The 21,318-nt window shown below is 46.9% G+C and carries 25 protein-coding genes and 1 tRNA gene; 17 read left to right on the top strand and 9 right to left on the bottom strand.

From position 1 onward, the window contains the following. Positions 1–149: 149 nt before the first annotated feature. Together QT974_RS03965 and QT974_RS03960 are read left to right on the top strand one after the other, a co-directional pair. Positions 150–620: a MarR family winged helix-turn-helix transcriptional regulator gene (locus QT974_RS03965; RefSeq protein WP_333467223.1), complete on the top strand. Its 471-nt coding sequence runs from the start codon at positions 150–152 to the stop codon at positions 618–620. Positions 621–783: 163 nt separating this feature from the next. Next, entirely contained in the window at positions 784–2,463 is a 1,680-nt protein-coding gene (locus QT974_RS03960; RefSeq protein ID WP_333467222.1) for an HlyD family secretion protein, read from the top strand. 157 nt (positions 2,464–2,620) lie between these two features. On the opposite strand, the gene QT974_RS03955 is transcribed toward QT974_RS03960, so the two are convergent. The 4 genes from QT974_RS03955 to QT974_RS03940 all read right to left on the bottom strand — a co-directional run bounded on the left by QT974_RS03955 (position 2,621) and on the right by QT974_RS03940 (position 4,821). Then, positions 2,621–3,046: a YiiD C-terminal domain-containing protein gene (locus QT974_RS03955; protein WP_333467221.1), complete on the bottom strand. Its 426-nt coding sequence runs from the start codon at positions 3,044–3,046 to the stop codon at positions 2,621–2,623. A 192-nt stretch (positions 3,047–3,238) separates the two neighbouring features. Next, the gene (locus QT974_RS03950; RefSeq protein WP_333467220.1) at positions 3,239–3,718 is read right to left on the bottom strand and encodes a GNAT family N-acetyltransferase; all 480 of its coding nucleotides are present in this window, start codon (positions 3,716–3,718) and stop codon (positions 3,239–3,241) included. A gap of 222 nt (positions 3,719–3,940) precedes the next feature. Next, positions 3,941–4,363, bottom strand: a complete 423-nt coding sequence (locus QT974_RS03945) for a type II toxin-antitoxin system VapC family toxin (protein WP_333467219.1) — start codon at positions 4,361–4,363, stop codon at positions 3,941–3,943. Beyond that, on the bottom strand, positions 4,360–4,821 hold the full coding sequence (locus QT974_RS03940; protein ID WP_333467218.1) for a type II toxin-antitoxin system HicB family antitoxin: 462 nt from the start codon (positions 4,819–4,821) through the stop codon (positions 4,360–4,362). The genes QT974_RS03945 and QT974_RS03940 overlap by 4 nt, the downstream gene beginning before the upstream one ends. Before the next feature lie 233 nt (positions 4,822–5,054). Here QT974_RS03940 and rpmH point away from each other — a divergent pair, with 233 nt between their 5' ends. The 12 genes from rpmH to QT974_RS03880 all read left to right on the top strand — a co-directional run bounded on the left by rpmH (position 5,055) and on the right by QT974_RS03880 (position 14,290). Further along, positions 5,055–5,192 carry a 50S ribosomal protein L34 gene (rpmH, locus tag QT974_RS03935; protein ID WP_006632320.1) on the top strand — a complete coding sequence of 46 codons (138 nt, stop codon included), beginning with the start codon at positions 5,055–5,057 and terminating at the stop codon, positions 5,190–5,192. A 43-nt stretch (positions 5,193–5,235) separates the two neighbouring features. Continuing rightward, on the top strand, positions 5,236–5,640 hold the full coding sequence (gene rnpA / locus QT974_RS03930; protein WP_333467217.1) for a ribonuclease P protein component: 405 nt from the start codon (positions 5,236–5,238) through the stop codon (positions 5,638–5,640). Beyond that, positions 5,612–6,004 carry a PH domain-containing protein gene (locus tag QT974_RS03925; protein WP_333467216.1) on the top strand — a complete coding sequence of 131 codons (393 nt, stop codon included), beginning with the start codon at positions 5,612–5,614 and terminating at the stop codon, positions 6,002–6,004. The genes rnpA and QT974_RS03925 overlap by 29 nt, the downstream gene beginning before the upstream one ends. Before the next feature lie 324 nt (positions 6,005–6,328). Then, positions 6,329–7,477, top strand: a complete 1,149-nt coding sequence (gene yidC / locus QT974_RS03920) for a membrane protein insertase YidC (protein ID WP_333467215.1) — start codon at positions 6,329–6,331, stop codon at positions 7,475–7,477. 8 nt (positions 7,478–7,485) lie between these two features. After that, positions 7,486–7,959: a Jag family protein gene (locus QT974_RS03915; RefSeq protein ID WP_333467214.1), complete on the top strand. Its 474-nt coding sequence runs from the start codon at positions 7,486–7,488 to the stop codon at positions 7,957–7,959. Between the two features lie 411 nt (positions 7,960–8,370). Continuing rightward, on the top strand, positions 8,371–8,889 hold the full coding sequence (locus QT974_RS03910; protein WP_333467213.1) for a YceD family protein: 519 nt from the start codon (positions 8,371–8,373) through the stop codon (positions 8,887–8,889). Between the two features lie 187 nt (positions 8,890–9,076). Beyond that, positions 9,077–10,585 carry an AAA family ATPase gene (locus QT974_RS03905; protein WP_333467212.1) on the top strand — a complete coding sequence of 503 codons (1,509 nt, stop codon included), beginning with the start codon at positions 9,077–9,079 and terminating at the stop codon, positions 10,583–10,585. A gap of 211 nt (positions 10,586–10,796) precedes the next feature. Continuing rightward, on the top strand, positions 10,797–11,258 hold the full coding sequence (locus QT974_RS03900) for an SH3 domain-containing protein (protein ID WP_333467211.1): 462 nt from the start codon (positions 10,797–10,799) through the stop codon (positions 11,256–11,258). A gap of 550 nt (positions 11,259–11,808) precedes the next feature. Further along, positions 11,809–11,985, top strand: coding sequence for a hypothetical protein (locus tag QT974_RS03895; protein WP_293125708.1), 177 nt, complete (start codon positions 11,809–11,811; stop codon positions 11,983–11,985). Between the two features lie 205 nt (positions 11,986–12,190). After that, a complete protein-coding gene (locus tag QT974_RS03890; protein WP_333467210.1) occupies positions 12,191–12,313 on the top strand; it encodes a hypothetical protein in 123 nt (40 codons plus the stop codon). 347 nt (positions 12,314–12,660) lie between these two features. Further along, on the top strand, positions 12,661–14,097 hold the full coding sequence (locus tag QT974_RS03885; RefSeq protein WP_333467209.1) for a peptidoglycan-binding domain-containing protein: 1,437 nt from the start codon (positions 12,661–12,663) through the stop codon (positions 14,095–14,097). A 52-nt stretch (positions 14,098–14,149) separates the two neighbouring features. Beyond that, positions 14,150–14,290 (top strand): hypothetical protein, encoded by a 141-nt coding sequence (locus QT974_RS03880; protein ID WP_333467208.1) that lies wholly within the window; start codon positions 14,150–14,152, stop codon positions 14,288–14,290. A 112-nt stretch (positions 14,291–14,402) separates the two neighbouring features. Here QT974_RS03880 and QT974_RS03875 read toward each other — a convergent pair whose 3' ends face one another. The 4 genes from QT974_RS03875 to lipA all read right to left on the bottom strand — a co-directional run bounded on the left by QT974_RS03875 (position 14,403) and on the right by lipA (position 18,339). Further along, positions 14,403–14,930: a transcriptional repressor gene (locus tag QT974_RS03875; RefSeq protein ID WP_333467207.1), complete on the bottom strand. Its 528-nt coding sequence runs from the start codon at positions 14,928–14,930 to the stop codon at positions 14,403–14,405. A 260-nt stretch (positions 14,931–15,190) separates the two neighbouring features. Further along, positions 15,191–16,459: an RNA polymerase sigma factor SigC gene (gene sigC / locus QT974_RS03870; RefSeq protein ID WP_333467206.1), complete on the bottom strand. Its 1,269-nt coding sequence runs from the start codon at positions 16,457–16,459 to the stop codon at positions 15,191–15,193. Positions 16,460–17,021: 562 nt separating this feature from the next. Next, on the bottom strand, positions 17,022–17,174 hold the full coding sequence (locus QT974_RS03865) for a hypothetical protein (RefSeq protein ID WP_333467205.1): 153 nt from the start codon (positions 17,172–17,174) through the stop codon (positions 17,022–17,024). Between the two features lie 295 nt (positions 17,175–17,469). Continuing rightward, positions 17,470–18,339 (bottom strand): lipoyl synthase, encoded by an 870-nt coding sequence (gene lipA, locus QT974_RS03860; RefSeq protein ID WP_333467204.1) that lies wholly within the window; start codon positions 18,337–18,339, stop codon positions 17,470–17,472. A 98-nt stretch (positions 18,340–18,437) separates the two neighbouring features. On the opposite strand from lipA, the gene QT974_RS03855 reads away from it, so the two are divergent. The 3 genes from QT974_RS03855 to QT974_RS03845 all read left to right on the top strand — a co-directional run bounded on the left by QT974_RS03855 (position 18,438) and on the right by QT974_RS03845 (position 20,157). Continuing rightward, a tRNA-Pro gene (locus QT974_RS03855) sits at positions 18,438–18,511 on the top strand. Between the two features lie 315 nt (positions 18,512–18,826). Further along, the gene (locus tag QT974_RS03850; protein ID WP_333467203.1) at positions 18,827–18,949 is read left to right on the top strand and encodes a hypothetical protein; all 123 of its coding nucleotides are present in this window, start codon (positions 18,827–18,829) and stop codon (positions 18,947–18,949) included. Between the two features lie 83 nt (positions 18,950–19,032). Beyond that, positions 19,033–20,157, top strand: coding sequence for an EAL domain-containing protein (locus QT974_RS03845; RefSeq protein WP_333467202.1), 1,125 nt, complete (start codon positions 19,033–19,035; stop codon positions 20,155–20,157). A gap of 42 nt (positions 20,158–20,199) precedes the next feature. Here the strand turns inward: QT974_RS03845 and QT974_RS03840 are convergent, their stop codons facing one another. After that, positions 20,200–21,075: an SDR family oxidoreductase gene (locus QT974_RS03840; RefSeq protein WP_333467201.1), complete on the bottom strand. Its 876-nt coding sequence runs from the start codon at positions 21,073–21,075 to the stop codon at positions 20,200–20,202. Positions 21,076–21,318 lie beyond the last annotated feature (243 nt).

Below are 21,318 nucleotides of genomic sequence, written 5' to 3'. Positions count from 1 at the left end.
TTGAACACAGGCATGGAGCCTGTGCCACTACAAAATTTAGGTATTGTGGAACGGGCATGGAGCCCGTAACGCCCAAACCCCGGTCATATTACTTGACAGAACCCAAAAAATATCTTACACTTATTGTACGAACGCTAAGTAATAAACCTATGGTTACTACATCCACAGTCGATCGCCCAAATTTAGCCCAGTGGCACGATGTGCTCGCCCCCTACAGCATGGGCTACCGCATCAAACTGCTGGGGCAGCTAGGGACTCGCAGGCTGCAAGAAGCACTCGAACCATTTGGGCTGACACCTTTTCACTGGCTGGTACTGTGCTGCTTGTGGCAAGAAGACGGGTTGCCAACTTCCAGTATTGGCGACAAACTGCAACAGGTAGGCGGTACACTCACAGGCGTGCTCGATCGCATGGAAGAAAGAGGCTTAGTCCGCCGCGAGAGAGACACGCGCGATCGTCGCATTTGGCGCATTTGGCTGACGGATGCAGGCAGGGAACTGCAAGACGTGCTGCCGCCGCTGGTAGCCCAGATCCGAGAGAAGTCAATGACTGGCATTCCAGAAGCCGATCGCCAACTCTTGTCCCAATTGATCGATCGGGCGATCGTCAATCTTTCCTAAACCGACAAATCATTCTCACGGCAGAAGCGCAGCAGCATCTACCTCGACTACATTACAAATAACCGAAAAATACTACGCACTCTTAAAAACAGCAGTCTTACTAAATAAAAACTACGTACCCTAAACAAACGACATCTTACTAAAGTATCAGGAGTCAAATACCATGAAAGGCACAAACGAAATCAACCCAGCAGAATTCAACGGTAACGGCAAAGCAGTAGCCCTGTTAGAAAAGCCGATCGATGACGACAACACAATCGCAAAAAGCCTACCAGTAATCCCCGCCCCAGAGACACAAATCAGTGCCCCCGCCGATGTCAAAACAGGCACAGAAACAGAACTGCAAGCACCCCTACCGCCTGCAACCCCGAAGAAAAAGTCCAAGAAACCGCTGATTTTTGCAGCGCTGGGCATCGGGGCGATCGCCGCAGGCAACTTCGGCTACCATTACTGGCAATACAGCTCCATCCACCAAGAAACCGAAAACGCCACAGTAGCCGGACACATCTATCAAATCAGCAGCCGCCTCAACGGTACAGTCGGCGAAGTCTTGGTACAAGACAACCAACAAGTAAAACCCGGCCAACTGCTGCTGAAACTCGACCCCCGCGACTACCAAGTTAAACTGCAACAATCCCAAGCAGCCTTAGAAAACGCCCGCCGCCAAGCCGAAGCAGCAAGCGCCAATATTTCCCTAGCCTCTCAAACCAGCCAAGGTAAAACAGCCCAAGCCCAAGGAGATATCGGCACCGCCAACGCTGGCATTTCCACCGCCCAAGCAGCAATTAGGGAAGCCCAACAAGGCGTACCCGCAGCCGAAGCCGCAGTCGCCCAAGCGGAAGCTGGCGTCCCCGCAGCACAAGCCAAAGTCGCCCAAGCTGAAGCCGGAATTCCGCAAGCGCAAGCCAAAGTGACGGAAGCCGAAGCCGGCATTGCCGCAGCGCAAGCTCAGCTAGTGCAAGCGCAAGCTAATCTCGTGAAAACGCAAGCAGATTACAAACGGTACGAAAGCTTGCAGCAAGAAGGTGCGATCGCCCGCCAGCAACTAGACGCATCGAAAGCAGCCTATGAAGTAGCTGTCGGCCAAACCACCGCAGCCCAACAAGGAATTGCCCAAGCTAGAGCGCGGTTAGCCCAAGCCACCGAAGGCGTCACCGCAGCGATCGCAGCAGTAGCCCAAGCTCAAGAAGGAGTTAAACAAGCCGAAGCTCAAGTCGCGCAGGCTAAAGTCGGCATCGCCAGCGCCCAAGCTAAAGTCGCTGTAGCCCAAGAAGGTATCAGCACCGCCCAAGCCAAACTGGCTGCATCGAAGGGCGGATTGCAACAGGCTCAAGCTACGGGCGAGCAAACTAAAGTTAGTCGATCGCAGTATGATGCTGCTAAGGCTGCGATCGCCCAATCGGAAGCTGCGGTCAAAGACGCTCAACTGCAACTTTCCTACACGAATATCACCGCACCAGCAGCCGGACAAATCGGCCGCAAGTCCGTGGAAGTCGGACAGCGGGTGCAGTCGGGAACTCCGTTAATGGCGATCGTCAGCAACGATTTGTGGGTAGTTGCCAACTTCAAAGAAACGCAACTGGCAAACATGAAACCAGGCCAAAAAGTAGAAATCAAATTAGATGCTTTTGGCGGCCGCAAATTTGAAGGCCGTCTCGATAGTTTCTCCCCTGCTTCTGGCGCTCAATTCTCTCTATTGCCTCCCGATAATGCGACTGGCAATTTCACCAAAGTTGTGCAGCGGATTCCGGTGAAAGTTGTATTTGATGCCGAAAGCATTAAAGGCTACGAATCGCGGATTGCACCGGGGATGTCTGCTACGGTAAATGTGGAACTGAAATAAGGGAATGTTAGAAGTCGGGGATTTGATTATTTGCGGTTAAGGGCGATCGGGTGCATCTGTGTTTTGCAAATATCTTCGTAGGGGCTTCGCCCTTACACTCATTCGGATGCGGCCAAGGCGATCGCCCTTGCAATATCATCTTGGAAAGTTAGGCTCCCTATTGCTTTAGTTTCTGAACAAACCATTCAATAGAAGCACTCATCGTAATAATATTATTAGAGTCCACGATGTCAACACTAATAGATAACATTGCTCTACTTTTTGCTTGTAGAGCATTTATAAACCTTTGAAATTCGTCATCAGAGACTTGAGCTTTTGCATATATCTCTCCGGTGGCTGGTTTTTTATACTTAACCTCAACTCTTCTCACCACTGGAACGTAGTCAGATGAATTTCCATTGAAGCGACTTAATAGATATTCTCCACTGCAAGCTTCAGCAAGAGCAAACTGAGCACTCGCATGAACAGTATTCAGGTGATTTTGGTAATTTGGAGAATTGCTTAGTTTAAGCAGAACTTCGCTGGGTTGACTTACTCTCTCAATTCCAATAAAACTGTTGAACGGTACTTCAATGATATCCAAAACTCACCTCTCTGAAGAAATTTGAGAACTTCAAGTACATCAGCAAAACGCTCATCCCGATCGAAGTGGGCGGGCAATGAAAAGTCCACTCGATCGATGAGAAAGAGCTGAGCTGACACTTATGCTATAACTTGATTAGACAGTACCACGATACTACCGGACTCAGGATTGTATGATACCAATCCTGCATATCTAAAGCTTCTTGAAGTATCTGGCGACTGGTAACAGCCCGAAGCCCAGCTTTTCATAGGTGCGACGTGCTCTTTCATGACCCGGATCGCCTCCGGTTTCGACCATAGCAACAGACATTCCAGCATCTTTCATCCAATTCAAAGCGAATTCTATCAGAGCAGTGCCAATCCCTTGACCTTGAAAGTCTGGATCGACAGCAACCATGTAGATTTCACCCATACTGTCCTCCAAGTTTAGTTTGGCGGCTACAAAGCCCGCAGTTGAACCACCGTCGATCGCCACCCATACATTTGTGTCCTCCGCAGCGCAGACATCCTCAACAGCCTTTTGTTGGCTCACACGCCAATTATCGGGATAGAATGCCCGGTACACATCCAAGTCCATCACTTTCTGAATCGAATCAAAAACTGGAGCCCATGCTCGCAGCGAAAGATTAATGACTGCATCAAGTTGATGAGCGTCGTAAGGTTCAATACGCATTGACCTAGGAACTCCAAATCAGTATTTGGTGATATTTTACCGCGTATTGCGATCGCCCTTGCAATATCATTCCCGTATCCGTTATATCAGTGTCATGCTGTTGTTCTGTTTTCCCTATTTTGCGCGAAGGGCGATCCTCTTCGTTGATGAGCCTCCCGTAGGGGCGGGCAACGCTTACGAACTTTTTTCAGCAACTATATCGTGTTCGATCGCACATCCCAATCATTGCACAGACCAGTCTTCAAACCTCAGTCCAGGGATTCTTTCAAAATCTCGGCGATTCCGGGTAAGTAGAACACCGCTGTTTGAAAGTGCGATGGCGGCAATCCGTAAATCTTGCGTGCCAACGCGGATTTTTTGCCTCAAAAAATCTATATAATAATGTTGAGCATCTCGCTCGAAGTCAAGCAACTCAAAATCGGTTAGATAGTTAATGGTTTTTCGCAGATTTGCATAAGCTGATATTATTTCATCCTCTGACTTCGCTCGTCTGATACGGTTAAGTCGTCCATACATTTGTTCTTCAAATGTAACGATCGTAATGGCAATATCTTTTGGATTAACTTCACTGACACGCTGCACTATTGGTGGATTCCCCTGCCCAAAAAGTGTGGCATGGTCTGTATCAAATATCCACAAAGTCACTTAGCCGTTTCCTCCACCTCAATTTTATTGGTAGCTTCTGCTTCATCTAGTCGATCGTAATATTCTGCCATTTCTGCATTCCTGTCGCGGCGCAGTTCTGCAATATCTTCTAGCATCTCATCAAAGTGCGGATCGTTTTTAAAGGCTCCTGCCCACTTCATCAGAGGATTTTCAGCTTTGGGAATGTCTACTGTCAGAGAGACTATTTCGACTCTTTTTAGACGCTCGGTCAATAATCGGTGCAAAATTTTCAAAGCTTCTTCTTTACTAGAACCTGAGCTTCTACACTCTGGCAATTCCCAAACTATAGCGCTGTAGAGGTCTTCCTCGTGCTTTTCAATTAGAACTTGATAAGTTAATTGGGTTAAAGGATTCGGACTCTGGGTTAATACTGTGGTATTCATTTTTTTTTGACCGTTGGCTATATCTGGCATTTTAACGCATTGTTTTTCAAACATCAATTTTTTTGGGGAATGCTTTCAATAGATTTCAACCGTTCATAAACTCGCAGCACTTAAATAAATCTGGATTCTAGGCTTTTCCAATCATTCAAGGCTACGATCGCCACTTCACTCAACTCTCAATACATATCCACTCATAAAAATCTTATTGCCAAGAAAACCACTCTATGGTAAACTAGAAGATTGTGAATATTAATCAAAAGTAAAGTAACAAGCTCGGAGAAATCAAAATGACACAGCAAACCCTCCACGGAACCAGCCGCAAAAGAAAAAGAACATCCGGTTTTCGGGCCAGAATGCGCACCGCAACAGGTCGATTGGTAATCAAAGCCCGCCGCAGCAAAGGTCGCCACCGCCTCGCAGTCTAGCACTGCACTCTTAGTTGAGAAGTCTCAACGATCGCCCAACGCCATGTTGCCTCCTACAAACCGACTCAAGCACCGAAAAGACTTCAGTGCCGTCTACCGCAAGGGAATGCGCCGCAACTCGGCTCATTTGAGCTTGAGAGCTCTGCGCAAACCCAAAAGCATCGAATTAAGCAAGCCCTCAGCCGAGAAATCGGTGCCGCCAACTCGCACAGGCATTTCTATCAGCCTCAAGGTTAGCAAGCGCGCCGTAGTCCGGAACCGGATCAAGCGCCAGATTCGTGCTGCTTTGCGACAGCTATTGCCCAGATTAAAATTCGGGTGGGATTTAGTAATTGTGGTGCGTCCGATCGCACAAGAGTGCAATTATGCAGAAATTCTGCAAGAATTAGAGCAGTTGTTGGTAGAAGCCGAGGTATTAGATGGGAATTCGAGAGGAAGTATATTATGAAGGCGGCCCCGCGCCAGGAGATTTGATTATCAACTTACTGCTGGGGCTGACTGTGGTAGGAATCCCCCTCGCAGTAGGATCAATTGTCCGGGCGCTGTGGCTGCGCTACCGGATTACCAACCGCCGAGTGTCGGTAACTAGCGGTTGGATGGGAGGCGAACGCACAGACGTTATCTACTCAGATATAGTCAAAATCGTCACAGTACCTCGGGGTTTCGGCAGTTACGGAGATATGGTGCTGACCATGAAAAATGGCAGCCGCTTGGAACTGCGATCGATTCCGAAATTTCGAGCAATGTATGACTACATTAACGAAAAACTGCCCGCACCCGCTCAAAAAGCTAACGCGGCTCAAACTAAATAACCGAACCGCTTTCACCCTGATTTGAGACCCAAGTCAGTCGATTTTAGAATTTAGATTTACTCCACAGTATCGATCTGGGATGTTTAACAGAAATCTAAAATTTTTGGATATCCACGACTATTTTCGGGGGGGTTGTATCCATTTTTGGGTGAAGTCAGTGCGATTAGTGGCTTTCCTGATTACAAAAATCTGGTAGCGGGCGGTCGATCGACAGGCAATGTCCTAAGATAGAGACAACAGCCTATAAGTTGAGGCGGCCCGCCTTCAGCGGGTAAAAATAGTTCTCAACAGCAAACAAAGAGCACCTAAATTAACTCAAAGCGAATGGATTTTGGTATCTCGTTTCTTTCCAACAACCTCATGCTGCCGATCCTAGATTTTTTCTACGGGATCGTGCCAAGCTATGGTTTAGCGATCGTAGCTCTGACGCTCGTGATTCGCTTTGCTCTTTATCCTCTCAACGCAGGCTCTCTTCGCAATATGCGACGCATGAAAGTAGCGCAGCCGTTGATGAAAGAGCGAGTAGATCAAATTCAAAAACTCTATAAAGACAATCCTACTAAACAGCAGGAGGAAATGAGCCAAGTCTACAAAGAATTCGGCAATCCTCTAGCAGGATGCTTCCCGTTGGTGCTGCAAATGCCGGTGCTGTTTGCACTGTTCGCAACGCTGCGCGGGTCGCCGTTTTCAGACGTGAATTACAGCGTCAACGTCCAAGTTTTGCCGAAAGAACAAATCGAAACTGTTCAACCGCAAGCCTTTGCTACGCCACCACAAAATATTTACGTGACGGGTACATTTCACGCTCCTGTTGTGGGCTTGATCCCGGGCGGAGACAAACTCGCAGTCGGCGATACAACTAAGGTTGAATTTAAGACGCCAGACGGCAAACCTCTAGAAGCTTTAGCAGCAGAAAATAAGAGCGAAGTTGACTTTGTTCCCCGCTGGAAAGTCATCAAAGGCGAAGAATTCGTCAAGGTAGACGAACAAGGAAACATCGTAGCCTTAGCGCCCGGTGAAGCCACAGTTCAAGGCACAATCCCCGGATTGGCTACTAACAAAGGATTCCTGTTTATCGAAGCTCTAGGCCGCGTCGGCGCGATCGACCCAGACGGTACCATCCACTGGGATATTCTGGTGATGATCCTCGGCTTCGGTATCAGTTTGTACATCAACCAAACTCTTTCGGGACAAGCACAAGGGCCAAATGACAACCCCCAACAGGCTACAGTCAACAAACTGACACCTGTAATATTTTCGGGGATGTTTTTGTTCTTCCCGCTCCCCGCTGGCGTGTTGATGTATATGCTGATTGCTAACATCTTCCAAACAGTTCAATCGTTTATTTTGTCGAGAGAACCACTGCCCGAAAACCTCCAAAAAATCGTGGACGAAGCAGAGGCGAAAACAAAAAAAGAACAGGGATTAGATGCACTTCCCTTCGAGCCGGGCCGTTCTAAGAAAAAGGCTTGATTGTTAACATGAAAGAATCAGAAATGCAGCGCGGACAGCAATGGTTAGAAGAACTTCTAAAACTGTCCGCAATTCCCTCGAACGTTGTCAGCCAACAGCAAGAAGATTGCTATTGGATGACAATAGATGAAAGCAATCTTACTGCCGAACAAGTTGCGATCTTAATCGGGCCAGACGCTAACGTATTAGATGCGATTCAGTACCTGTGCAACACCGTTGCAAACATCGCTCACGAATCAGACGAGCCGGTGCCTTATACAGTCGAACTCAACGGCTATCGCCTCCGCCGCCAAGCAGAACTGCGATCGATGGCAGAGTCCGCAGCAGAGCAAGCGCGATCGACTGGAGGAGAAGTTGAACTCAAATCGCTGTCTTCGGCAGAACGCCGTCAAGTCCACAGCTTTTTGAGCGAATGTGAGGATATAGAAACTTACAGTCAAGGCCAAGATACCGATCGGCGTTTGGTAGTGCGGCTGCGCTGAGTCATCCCAAACAAGGACGCCCCGAATTAAGTCGTGCAGATCCTAAAATTTTAGACTCCTGTTCAAGATTCCAGATTCATCTGCCCTTGTCAAATCTAAAATCTGAAATCTAAAACTTGTTCGCTCGCGAAGCCGAAGAATCTAAAATCGACTCGGTGTTTGGTAGTGCGGCTGTGCTGACGGTAAAAAAGGAAAAAAGGAAAAAGGAAAAAGCCAAAAATTAGCTATTCCTTTTGACTTTTGACTTTTGACCCCCAACAAAAAACAGGTATAAGCCGCGATGCCATTCGTGGATGCTCCCAAAATTTTAGACTTTTGTTTAAGCTCCCAGATTCATCTGTGAAGTAAATAAATCTAAAATCGACTGGCTTTTGACTTGAGACCAGGATAATAAAACGGCGAAAGATAATTATGGAGACAATTTATATCCCTCATCTACTCACAAAAACTGAGCGGAAAGAGGTCATTGATTTTGAAGAAATTCTCCCAGATTTAGAAACTCTTACTCCGGTGCGGGGGCGACTGCAAGTTACTCACAAAGGGAATTTTCTTGAGGTGAAGGCAAAAGCAGAAACAATTGTGACTCTTAGCTGTCACAGATGCCTAAAACAATACAATCACCGTTTGAAAATTCAATCATCGGAAATAATTTGGCTCGAAGAAAAAGTGAGTGAGGCTGATGCAAGTTCAGGAGAATTTGAAGTTGATTTAGAAGATTTGGTGGAAAATTTATCTCCCACAGGTTCTTTCTATCCGAGCGATTGGGTTTACCAACAAATGTGTTTGGAACTACCACACAAACAGCTATGCGATACTCAATGTCCGGGAATAGATTTAAATGAGGATGATGCCGAAGAGACAGAAAGCTCAGAAACAATCTCTGACAGTCGCTGGGCGTCTCTGGCGGCACTTAAACGGCAATTGCCTTAGTCAATAGGCAGTTGGCAGTTGGCAGTTGGCAGTTGGCATTAGCTAATAACAAATATAGCCTTTCAAGCTCTCATATGAGCTACTCACGGACAGGGCATAGGGCATACCTCACTTTTTTGAGAAAGGCTATAACAAATAACAACTAACAAATAACAACTAACAACTAACAACTAATGACTAATAACTAATGACTATTTTTAGCGACGAGTTTGAACTGCTGCTACGATCGCGCTATCCCCTAATTTACATTCCCACACGGGAAGAAGAGCGCGTAGAAGTCGCGATCGCCCAATGCGCCAAAAAACAGGGTTCTCGCGCCGTCTACATCTGGGATTTTGTAGATGGCTATCAAGGCAATCCCAACGATGCCGGTTTTGGCAAGCGCAACCCACTACAAGCTTTAGAATTTATCGAAAAATTGCCTGCTGGCGCGCCAGCAATCTTTATTTTGCGAGACTTTCAGCGATTTTTAGAAGATGTCTCGATTTCCCGCAAGCTGCGAAATTTGGCGAGACTCCTCAAATCTGTACCCAAAAATATTGTCATCGTATCTCCGATAACTTCGATCCCGGACGACCTCAGCGAAGTAATCACTGTTTTGGAGTTTCCCCTGCCTGCGGCGGCGGAAATAAAAATTGAGGTGGAAAGACTTCTCGGGGCTACCGGACAAGCCATAGAAGGACGTTTGCTGGATGAAATGGTGCGCTCCTGTCAAGGTCTGTCGATCGAACGAATCCGCCGAGTTTTGGCAAAGGCGATCGCCACCAGAGGCGAACTGCATCCCGACGATGCGGAACTGATTTTAGAAGAAAAACGCCAAACTATCCGCCAAACTCAAATTCTGGATTTTTACCCAGCCCGCGAAAACATCTCCGATATCGGCGGTTTGGACAATCTCAAAGAATGGCTGCTGCGGCGCGGTGGTGCTTTTTCCGATCGCGCCCGCCAATACGGTTTGCCACATCCCAGAGGCTTATTGTTAGTCGGAATTCAAGGCACCGGCAAATCGTTAACTGCAAAGGCGATCGCCCACCACTGGCATTTACCCTTGTTGCGATTGGATGTCGGGCGCTTGTTTGCTGGATTAGTCGGGGAATCGGAATCGCGCACCAGACAAATGATTCAGCTAGCGGAAGCTTTGGCGCCGTGCGTGCTGTGGATTGACGAAATTGACAAAGGTTTTGGGGGATTGGACGGTAAAGGGGATTCGGGGACAACTAGCCGGGTATTCGGGACTTTTATTACTTGGTTGGCGGAAAAAACTTCACCTGTTTTTGTCGTCGCAACAGCGAACAACATCCAGTCTCTGCCGCCCGAAATGCTCAGAAAAGGCAGGTTTGACGAAATATTTTTTGTGGGTTTGCCCAGCCAGGAGGAACGGCGGGCGATCTTTGAGGTACATTTGTTGCGGTTGCGATCGCACAGCATCAAAAATTATGACTTAGAGCGCTTGGCTTACGAAACTCCCGATTTTTCAGGAGCCGAAATCGAGCAAACTTTGATTGAAGCCATGCACATTGGGTTTAGCCAAAATCGAGACTTTACCACTGATGATATTTTAGAATCAGCTAGTCAGATGGTACCATTAGCCCGAACAGCGAGCGAGCAAATCCAATTTTTGCAGGATTGGGCGGCTGCTGGAAAAGCTCGCCTTGCTTCTAGATACGGCAGTTTGAGCCGCCGGATTCAGGGATAGTCGATCGAAAACATTGTGCAGATAGTCAGTATTCGGCCTTAAGCACAAGCTGAAATTTTCCTCCCAGAGTCGATCCCATCCACCCCGATTTTCCCGATTCCCGATTCTTTATTCTTTCGATCGACTGTCAACTCTTCGTTGTTCCTTCGGTTAACTGTCAACTGTCAACCCTTATCTTTCGCAAAATGTCAACTGTCAACTCTTTCTTCATATGAACAGTGTTTATAGCGTTTTCAAGTTTTTAGTGGGTTTTCTGCTAGCGATCGTCCTAATGGCAGGCGCTAGCGTAGCTGCTGCACTTTACTTTGCCGCTAAGCTAACTACCGCGCCCGAAAGACCTGTGTTTCCTAACGATAAAACAGCAGTTCAGATCGCCACCGCAGGGCCCAAGTCAACAGCCAAAGCCAGCCCTGTTTCTACCTCTAGCGATGCCCCATCTCCGAAACCGCTGGAACCGGGAACTTACCGAGCTCTAGTGACTCAGCCGATCGGTTTAATTCTCCGGGATAGTGCCAACCGCGACTCCAACCGCATTGGCGGTGTTGGTTACAAAGAAAAAGTCGTAGTTTTGGAAGATTCACCGGACAAAGAGTGGCAGCGAATTCGAGTGGAAGATGGCAACCGCGAAGGTTGGGTCAAGGGTGGCAATACCGAAAAAGTAGAAGGCGAGTAACCACAATACCCGATCTTATGTCCTGTCCAATAACAGGCATATTTTGGTAGTGAGCACTTGAATTCCGATCGTTTCAGGAAACTCTCATTCCATTTATTAGTTTTGAATCTGCCTCGATTTGCGCGGAGCTTGAACGATCGCTCCAAAATTTATGCGATCGATCTCATATTAATCTGTACCTTCCCAAAACCCATATCACATTTAGTTATTAAAATCAAGTTAAGTTTATTGACGATAAGCAGACTGGCAGTCCAAGATCCAGAGCTACCAGGGGCGATCCTCTTCGAGGACTTCTCTAACGCACTTGCAAAATCCTGAATTTGACATCAGTACACCGCAGAAAAAAGGTTTCCATAGCTAAAACCCCACATCAATACTCGAAAATACAGCACTTTATTTTTTGTTTTAAGTAGAGTATATTAAGAAACTTAGCAAAATTTTAAGGTTAGTTGCAAAGCGTAGGCTTTTGTCACCGCAGCAGAGGCAATAGTGATAGTTTTAAGTGCATAGATGTAAGTTTTCAGTTTCAAAGTTACTAGCCATAAAAAATATGTACGACAAACGTCCCGATCGAGATTTGGCGACTGCCGCTGTAACTGCTGCTTTAGGAGCTGGGGTGGTAACTTCTTTTGCGGTTAGCAGGGGACAAAACCCTCTGGTAGCCTTGGGAATTACTGTTTTTGCAACGGGAGTAGCTTTGATTTGCGATCGGTTCGGCTTAATTTAAGTGACTGTCCGAGGTTTAAAAATACTTAACCAATATACATCTTCATAAACAAATTTTGAACAGGCTTCTTGCCTGTTCAAAATTTGTTTTTGCCAGAAGTCTAATCAAGTCTCCGCCTTATTTGCGAGTAGGAAAGGTGGGGATATTTAGTCGATCGTCAATAACTAAATACTGTTGAGTTCAGAGATTCCCACAGGGAAAACCAATGAAAAATAGACAGTGCGATCGCACAGTTGCTCTGTTAGGAAAATCTTACAGCAGATTGCAGATTTATGGGGTACATTCAACAGTCATGTACAAACTTGGGCTAAGCGGTGTCCGTAGATGACTCTGTATACCTCACGTACCTAAAAAGTGCTGTAAGTGAACCGTATTAGTCAATAACTAACATTTTTATGTAAAAACAAATAAAATTTTAGGCAAGAATACACAAAAACTGGTCATTTTTTGCTCAGGAAGGCTAAAATGTGGCTGCAAACTTTTTGCTCGCAGTCGCGTCTGTACGAACAGCGATGCTATCTTGGTTGTTACCTGTAATTATTTTTGAGAGCAAATTTTTTACAAACGGGTGCTTGGCGCAAACAGGTAAAACTTAGCCTTGATAGAGCAGGAGCAGCCTAAAGCTGAGCTTGAGTTTGCTACTACACCCCAGCCACAATTTCACAGTAAAAATTTATGGAATCCCTCGCCTATCTCGAACTTGCTCTGGTTTGCGAAGCACCCGCAACAGAGTCAAAAATTTTTGATGCACCCAAGTGGAAAAACCTATCGAGTCAGACTTATGTGCGCTTGCTGTCTCTGGCTGTGATGCTGTCGGTTTTGAGTGCCGCAGGTTCGGCTTTTGCTCAAATAGACCCGGTTTATCCCAATTTGCGTTCTGTTCAAGACAGATTGCGGGAGCTCGGCTATTTTCCCAGAACTTCCACCGGGCAGCTCGGCTCGGTTACGAAACAAGCTCTGACTAATTTTCAGCGAGACTATCAACTGTCGCTAACTGGTAGGCCCGATCGATCTACGGTGATAGCGCTCAACAGTTTAGACCAGAACGATCGACCTTTTAAAACTACTTATACAAACTACAGCGAGCTGAGCTTTGGAGACTCGGGTGCAGATGTTTCGGATCTCCAGCGCAGGTTGCAGCAGCTAGGCTACTTCAGAGCCACTCCCACAGGGAGTTTTCGCGAAATTACTCTCAATGCAGTCAGATACTTCCAGCGAGTCAATCGGCTGCGGGTGACTGGAGTTGCTGACAGACAAACTTTAGCTTTGCTGTTTAGTTTCACCAGGCCGATTCCCCCCATTACGCTTCCGGAGAATATTTCGGGAAATGGCGGTTGCAAGGGGCTGCGGTTCGGCGACAGAGGGGCGACAGTAGACTTGATTCAACGGCAGTTAAAAGCTTTGGGCTATTTTGAAGGTGGCGTTGACGGCAAGTTTCGCGAACGCACTCTCTACGCTGTGACTCGTTTTCAGCAAGATTACAATCTGGTTTCTGACGGTTGTGCTGATACTGCTACTTTGAGGGAGATTGATGTCCAAATGAGGGCTGCTCAAATTACCTCATTTCCTGAGGATGATGACCTTCAGACCAAGGCTCCAGATGTTTTGAAGTTGGGTGACACAGGCCGACAAGTAGAAGTTGTGCAGCGGCGGTTGCAACAATTGGGTTATTACAGAAGCCAGATTCACGGTTGGTTCGATCGACCTACGCAAGCAGCTTTGAGCCGGTTTCAGAAAGATCGAGGGCTGTTCGGGACTGGAAGGGTCGATCGCAGCACTCAATCGGCTTTGCAGCAAGCTAACAAGCCAACCGCTCAAACGCTGTCTTCCGGTCTGCGACGGGGCGATACTGGCGCTGCTGTCCGACAGCTTCAGTCTGCGCTCAAGAGTCTCGGCAAAAACCCCGGCCCGATCAATGGAGTTTTTGGAGCTGAGACTGAGTTGGCGCTGCTGTCGTTTCAGCAGGAACACAAGTTGTCCCCGGCGACAGGTGTTGCCACTCCGGAGACTTTGAGCGAGTTGCAAAAGCTGTTGGCTGGGCGGTTGGCTGTTCCAGCAGTTCCGATTAGCAGCGGTGTTAATTTTAGTGGAGCGAACAGTCAGCAGTTGTAAATCAGGCTGTAAGACTTCGGCTTTGATACAGGATCGATCGGCCCAGTTTGGGATGCTACGACCAAACACGCGATCGATCGAGCAGTTGCCGGGTCAGCACAGAGTATTTGTTGAGCCAGATTTTTTAGTACGGGACTTGGGGGCGCTGACTCACAGCAGCCCTCGGGTTTCTGATTTGCGGCTCATTCGTTAAACGAGCTCTTTTTTTTCACAAACCCTATCTCGGCGCAGGTACGATCGCACTTGCACCGATTTTTGTTAATAATTCTCACAATTCCTACTAAAATTGCAAAAATAGTGTAATGTCACTCGACTGCATCCGGGGGGGTGCTGCCGTTGGTGGCGATCGACCTTGGACAAGACCAATTGCTAGAAACCAAAGACGGCCATCCCATCCGCAAAGCTTCGTGACACACCGTATGAATCGTTAGCTGGCAGTCTAGCAGGTGCAGCCCTGACTTTTCAGCTTGCTTCATGCCAATCTTCAAAATCGAATCGTTGTTAAATTCGATCGTTCTATTGCACTGAACGCAGACTAGATGGTGGTGGTGGTGCGGGTACGGCTGGTTTATTTCATAGTGTTTGTGACCTTCGGCTAGTTCGAGTTCGCGGAGCAGACTCATCCTTGCCATTAACTTTAAAGTTCGGTAAATGGTGGACAAGCTAATGTTTTCGCCCCGATTGTTTAACAAAGTGTACAAATCCTCCGCACTCAGGTGGTTGCCTTTCGGGAGGTTTTGAAACACGTGCAAGATTGTTTCCCGTTGGGGAGTCATCCGCCAGCCTTTGTCATTGAGTTCGGCTTTAAATGAGGACGCGGTGTAAAGTGCCATAGTGACCCTCTCAAGAAAGTCTGCCTATTGACAATAATACACAACGATCGAGATTTTTTGCAAATATCGAAGCTTATTGAAAAAAAGTTGGATAAAAAATTTGGTTTTTGATAATTTCAGACTGCAAACTAGCCAGAAAGCCTTAGACAGAGGACAGAGAAATTATGTTGAAGTAGAAATAATTACTTCTGTCGAATGTTTTCTGCCGAATGCCTTCTACCTAGTTCCAGTATTGAGCGGTCAATGCACGCGGGCCCACTTTAACCCAAAGACTCTAGATAGTCGCGCACGCGGTTGCGTCGCTTGGGTTGGCGGAGTTTTTGTAAAGCTTTAGCTTCTATTTGGCGAACTCGCTCCCGGGACAAGTCCAGAGCGCGACCGATTTCTGCCAGCGAGTAGGGGTGTCCGTCGCCCAAACCAAAGCGCATCAGAATTACATCTCGCTCGCGGCTGGTCAAATCTGCCAGCAATTGCTGCAAGTCGCGGTGCAGAGCTTCTCGCATCAGCATTTCTTCTGGGGAGATGCTGTCGGTTTCGAGCAAGTCGCCCAACTCTGTATCTTTTTCGTTGCCTACTTTAGTTTCCAGAGAAACAGAGCGGGGGACTCGCAGCAATACTTCCCGAACTTGAGCCGCAGTCATGTCCAATTCGACGCCGATATCTTCTATTGTTGCTGTGCGACCTTTTTCTTGAGAAATTTTGCGCTGGGCTTTCTTGATTTTGTTAAGTTTTTCGGTGATGTGGACGGGGAGGCGGATGGTGCGGCTTTGAGTTGCTATAGCCCGCGTGATTCCCTGGCGAATCCACCAGTAGGCGTAGGTGCTAAACCGATAGCCGCGAGTCGGGTCGAATTTTTCGACAGCTCGCTCCAGTCCGAGAGTTCCTTCTTGTATTAAATCGAGCAATTCTAAACCGCGATTTTGATATTTTTTTGCCACCGAAACCACTAGGCGCAGGTTCGCCTTAATCATGTGGTCTTTAGCTTCGACGCCTTCCGTTTGAATTCTTTCGATCGCCTCCACCGTCATTTCTGCTAACTCTGCCCACTGGCGCTTACCTTCTGCCATAATGCGCTTGAGTTCTGGTACGTCACCGACTCCCGCAGTTAATGCCCAGCGTTCCAGAGAAGGTTTGTGTCCCAGTTGTGCAGACAGACGGTCGCGCACCTCAATTAAATGCACGAAGCGCGTAATTAGCCCTTCTTCTTGGGAAGCCACTGTGTTGCGTAATTCCAACAATTTGATATAGCGCTGAACTTTTTGAGCTTCCGAAACTTCTTCGTCTCTACCCAAGAGACGCACCCGACCAATTTCTTGTAAGTACAGGCGCACTAAATCTGTAGTCCGGCGACTAGCATTTTTTTGCAGTTTCGATGCTGTGTCTGCATCTTCCGTCTCTGCTGAGTCTTGGTCGATGGGTTCGTCTCCAGCTTCTTCAGCATCTTCATCCAACACATCTACATCTTGCAAGGGATTGACTCGCAGTTGTTCGTCGAATTCAGCTTCAGCGTAAAAAGAGGTGGCTGGCATAGTGATTTTCTCAGTTGCTCCGGGTGAAAAGATGCTACGCTTGGCGGTTATTTATAATTATGATGCCCATTTTGTTAAGACGAAGCATCACCGCTTTTTGTTTCTCGACTAACTTTCCTGACTTGCATTCTGTTTCACGATCGAACTTTGGCTGCCCCACTTGTTTTACCAAGATTCGGGAAAACGCCAAGAACTTTCTGATGTAACAGTTTGAAGACCCGGAAAGTGCGTTGTACTTCTTTGTTTATATAGCTAGTATAGATACTGGCTGGCTATAAACAAGTGACCTTGGTCAGAAGTTAAGTTAATCTTCATCACCAATAACCTGGTTCCCGATCACTTCCGAAAAATATGGAGTTTTTTAATAAAACTTTATATATTTACCCCTCTCTATTATATCTCTTGCAGTTGGGTGTAAGTTTAATCCCTTGCAGAATATGAGTTTGAGAGTATCTGCCGTCCGATCGACCAGTTGGCTCCTGGGAAAGAAATGGGGTTTATTGCTGAAAATTATCGGTTTCAATTCAGAAATTAGAGCAAAAAATCCGGTTGCTCCATGTATTTAGCGTAGGTTGAGAGTCGGAGCGGGCGATCGTTCTCTAACTTTTTTGGTGTGGGTTGGAGCTTGGCACTTAACCTCACCGAATAGGAACAGCATCAAAAACAGGCTGTTTTGCACTCCCCCTAGCACAGCTAGGCGTAAGTTTTTTGTCACTGTTACCTGCCAAATAAAGATTTAAGACTGGCGCTGCATTTGTCAATCCGTGAAATTACTCAAAAAGCAGCTTTTTTAAGAGTGTAAAATTTGCGGTTTGGGTTAGCGAGGATAAATATTGTCCTCTCTAACCTCGCCGAAATCTCAGTTTGCCAGTCAAAACCTGAGTCAATTCGTTGGCATAATGGCTGATGAACCAACGCTCGCGCGGCTTAACTTGTTACCAGTGCTATTACCCGATCGAGTTTTAGTGAAAATTGTGCGATCGGGCGCGAGTGAACTCAAATTATAATCGCTAGCGCGGGTAAAGTTCGATCAGTTCCCTCACCTGTTCGGCATGATAGGAACTGCGAGTTAAGGGAGAAGCGACAACTTGCAAGAATCCCAAAGATTCGCCAAACTCTCTCCAAGCATCAAACTGTTGGGGCGGCACAAAGCTTTCGACATTCAAGTGTTTTTGAGTCGGTTGCAGGTACTGTCCAACTGTCAAAATATCGCAGCCCACAGCCCGCAAGTCCTGCATCGCCTCCCGAATTTCCGCATCTGTTTCTCCCAGTCCCACCATGATGCCGGATTTGGTGTAAACCCCCGGTGCGATGTCGCGGCTGCGCTGTAAGAGTTCCAAGGTGCGATCGTACTTTCCTTGGGGGCGCACCTTTCGGTAAAGTCGTTTTACAGTTTCGGTATTGTGATTGAGTACCTCCGGCTTAGCTGCGAGAATAATTTCTAAAGCTTGCCAGTTGCCGCACAAGTCGGGAATCAAAACTTCTATAGTTGTATCCGGCATTGTCGATCGTACCGATCGAATGCACTCCACAAACACAGACGCTCCCCCATCCGGCAAATCATCGCGGTTGACAGAGGTAATCACAACGTGGTTGAGTTTGAGTCGCTGCACCGCCTGCGCCAATCTTGCGGGTTCCGTCGGATCTAAAGCTTGGGGCTTTTTCTCAAAATCGATATCGCAGTAAGGACAGGCGCGGGTACAAGCCGGGCCCATAATCAAAAATGTAGCAGTACCTGCATTGAAGCATTCGCCGATGTTCGGACACGAAGCTTCTTCGCAAACCGTATTCAGGGATAAATCCCGCAAAATTTCTTTGACGTTGCCGACGCGCTCCCACTGGGGGGCTTTTACTCGCAACCACTGGGGCTTAACTGTCACGCCTGCCTCCGCCTGAATAGTGTTTTACAAAACATTATATTACGAGGTTGCCAAGTTTTGAATTAAATGTGATATCTTAAATACCTATTAACTAAATTCGGGATGTAGCGCAGCTTGGTAGCGCACCTCGTTCGGGACGAGGGGGTCGCAGGTTCAAATCCTGTCATCCCGATTGAATTTAATTGTTTGCAGCTAACGGGTTTAAGGTTGGTAGCTCTGATAGATATTCCGTTTTCCGCTCATATTTGGCTCAAACATAACAGATAATTAAGATGCTCCGCAGCTTAGTGGGGCTGAAATTGTCGATCGGGCGATTCACGCTCCCGATAGCTGCGCTTCACGGGCGTGTTAATTCCCATCAGCCAAAATATCAACTGTAGCCGCTGTTGTCGCAAAGGGCATGAGAAAATGAGGCGTAAAAAATCAGAGCAGCAGTATAGAGCACAGAGCAAGTCTTTGCCTTCTCCCTCTCTTGGGATGTCAGACCATGTTTAACTACACTTACTCGTTCAATGCTGAGAAAATTGGCCCTGGTTGGAAACCACAAGCAAGTAAAAATACGGAAATAATTATTCAAGAAAAGTTCATCAACATTTACATCTTGAGATAGATGTATTAATTGCTGAATTAGCTTAGAATAAGGATCAATTGCGAGCAGTTTGAAAATTAATCCCAAAATCGGAGGATATTCTAGTGCAAAGAAGTGGCAAAGCCTTCGGCTCCTGCTCTCGCTGCGAAACAGTACCCAAAAAAATAGAGGGCAGCGGAGGCTTATACCTGTGGTTTCCAGTATCGCACACGCTGAACAAGGTTATTTCTGCACTGCCAAAAGCTAAACTTGAATTCCAGCTTTTAGAAGACAGCAAGTGTTTATACATCATGCTGGAGGGAATAGCGAGAGAAAAGTTTACCGCCCTAGCATCATCGGTACTGACAAATCAAGAGTTGAAAGAGACAAAAGTTTTGTGGATGCGCGAAGTTGAACAGCCGAAACTTAGCGACTTCTATCGCAGCACTTCCTTAGACTCTTTTATTAACTTCAGCAAGTCAGATTGGCTGTTAGATTTATTGTCAGAAGAACGCATTACTACACATTTTCAGCCCATTGTTTATACCTCAGATACTTCTAAAATTTTTGCCCACGAAGCCCTACTCCGGGGAATTGACGAGCAAGGAAACTTAATTCCTCCGGGTCGGATTTTTGCCCAAGCAGAATCAGCCGGTATAATTTTTCAACTAGATGCTTTAGCCCGGACTCGCGCTATTCGCGAAGCCAAAGTCCACGATATCAAAGAACTGCTTTTTATTAATTTTTCTCCGACTTCGGTTTACGATCCGGCTACGTGCTTGCGAATGACAGTGGAGGCTATTGATGAATCGGGAATTCCTCACAGCAATATTGTTTTTGAAGTAGCGGAATCTCAGCACCCTCCTGATATGGATCACTTGATTAAAATTCTGAGGTTTTACCGAGAAGCCGGATTTTTGATTGCAATGGACGATTTTGGCAGCGGTGCTTCTAATTTAAATTTGATGTACCAGTTGCGTCCGGATTTTATTAAGTTGGATATGCAATTAATTCGGAACGTCCATCAAGATTATTATAAGGCACTAATTACGGAAAAAATGTTAGAAGTTGCCGCTCAATTAGAGATTAAAACAGTTGCTGAAGGTGTGGAAACTTTGGAGGAGTTCGAGTGGGTGCGGGAACGGGGAGCCAATTTTGTGCAAGGTTATTTGATTGCTAAGCCATGTTCTCCGCCGCTCGCAGTTACGAGCTATATTGGTGGTATTGAAGCAGTGCCTATGTCTGCTTAAAATGTTCGCAGTTGCGGAAAAGCGCAACTGCAAACGAGTGTTTTAAACGCTCAAATTGCGCCGCAAAAAGCTTTCTAAGGATTCCATTCTCATGCCGTAAATAGATTCTAATTGCTGGACTTCTTCGGGAGTGCAGAAAAACTCGTTACCCAGCAATACTCGCAAAGTTCCCAAACCTTTTTGAGCTTGAGGATTTAACAAACCCAAGGCATTTCGCAAGCCGTCAAATACCATCAACGGCGGGTTGATTACCACGGGTTCGCGATTGAACAAGCGTCCGAAAATCCTGGCAATGTCGTCTCTGGTAAGCACATCCGGGCCGCCGACTGATAAGATTTGGTTGCGCGCGCCTTCAACTGTTGGCGAGTCTACTGCAATCTTGGCTAAGTCGTCGGTACTGACAACTGAGGTGCGGTTTTTGCCGTCGCCAATTAGCAGGTAAAGTCCGGTTTCTCGAAATCTTTCTGCAAGTGGGAGCAAACTGGAAGCAAAACCGGCCGGCCGCAAGATGGTATAATTTAATCCGCTGTTTTGCAGGTATTTTTCGACTTCTCGCTTGGCTTTGAATACTGCGGAATCTTCGTATCCGCGATCGACTCCCAGTACCGAAAGAAAGACAAAGTGCTGTACTCCCGCTTCTTTGGCGCAGTCGATCAGTTCTATGTTAGCGCGGTAGTGTACTGCTTGAACGTCGCCGCCTGTGCCGTGGGTGCTGATGATGTACTGCACTCCTTGGCAGGCTTTTTTAATATCTTTGTCTTGTTTTAAGTCGCCGATAAAAATCTCGGCGCCTCGGTTTTCTAGTTCTGAGTATCGAGAGGCGAGGCGAACAAATGCGCGGACAGGCTTTTCTTGCTGTCTGATTTCTCGTACAATTCGGCGGCCGAGTGCGCCTGTTGCTCCGGTTACTAAGAACATGATTTTTGGTTGTTGGTTTTTATTGAGATATTGCACTTACCGTCGCAGTCCGGCAGGGGTTTAAACAAGAGCCTCATAGCTTAAGTCCTCTGAAAGAGGACTGAGGATTTTATTGAGAATGGTGCAAGATGTCATACCAACTTAATGGGTCGTTGCACATATCTCGATCCCCCTCGCATCCCCCTTAAGAAGGGGGACTTTTATCTGAATCTTGTCCCCCCCTTATTAAGGGGGGCTAGGGGG

The sequence above is a fragment of the Microcoleus sp. BM001215392 genome (assembly GCF_036700185.1).
Lineage (GTDB): Bacteria > Cyanobacteriota > Cyanobacteriia > Cyanobacteriales > Microcoleaceae > Microcoleus.
This window is presented reverse-complemented; position numbering and strand designations above follow the sequence as displayed.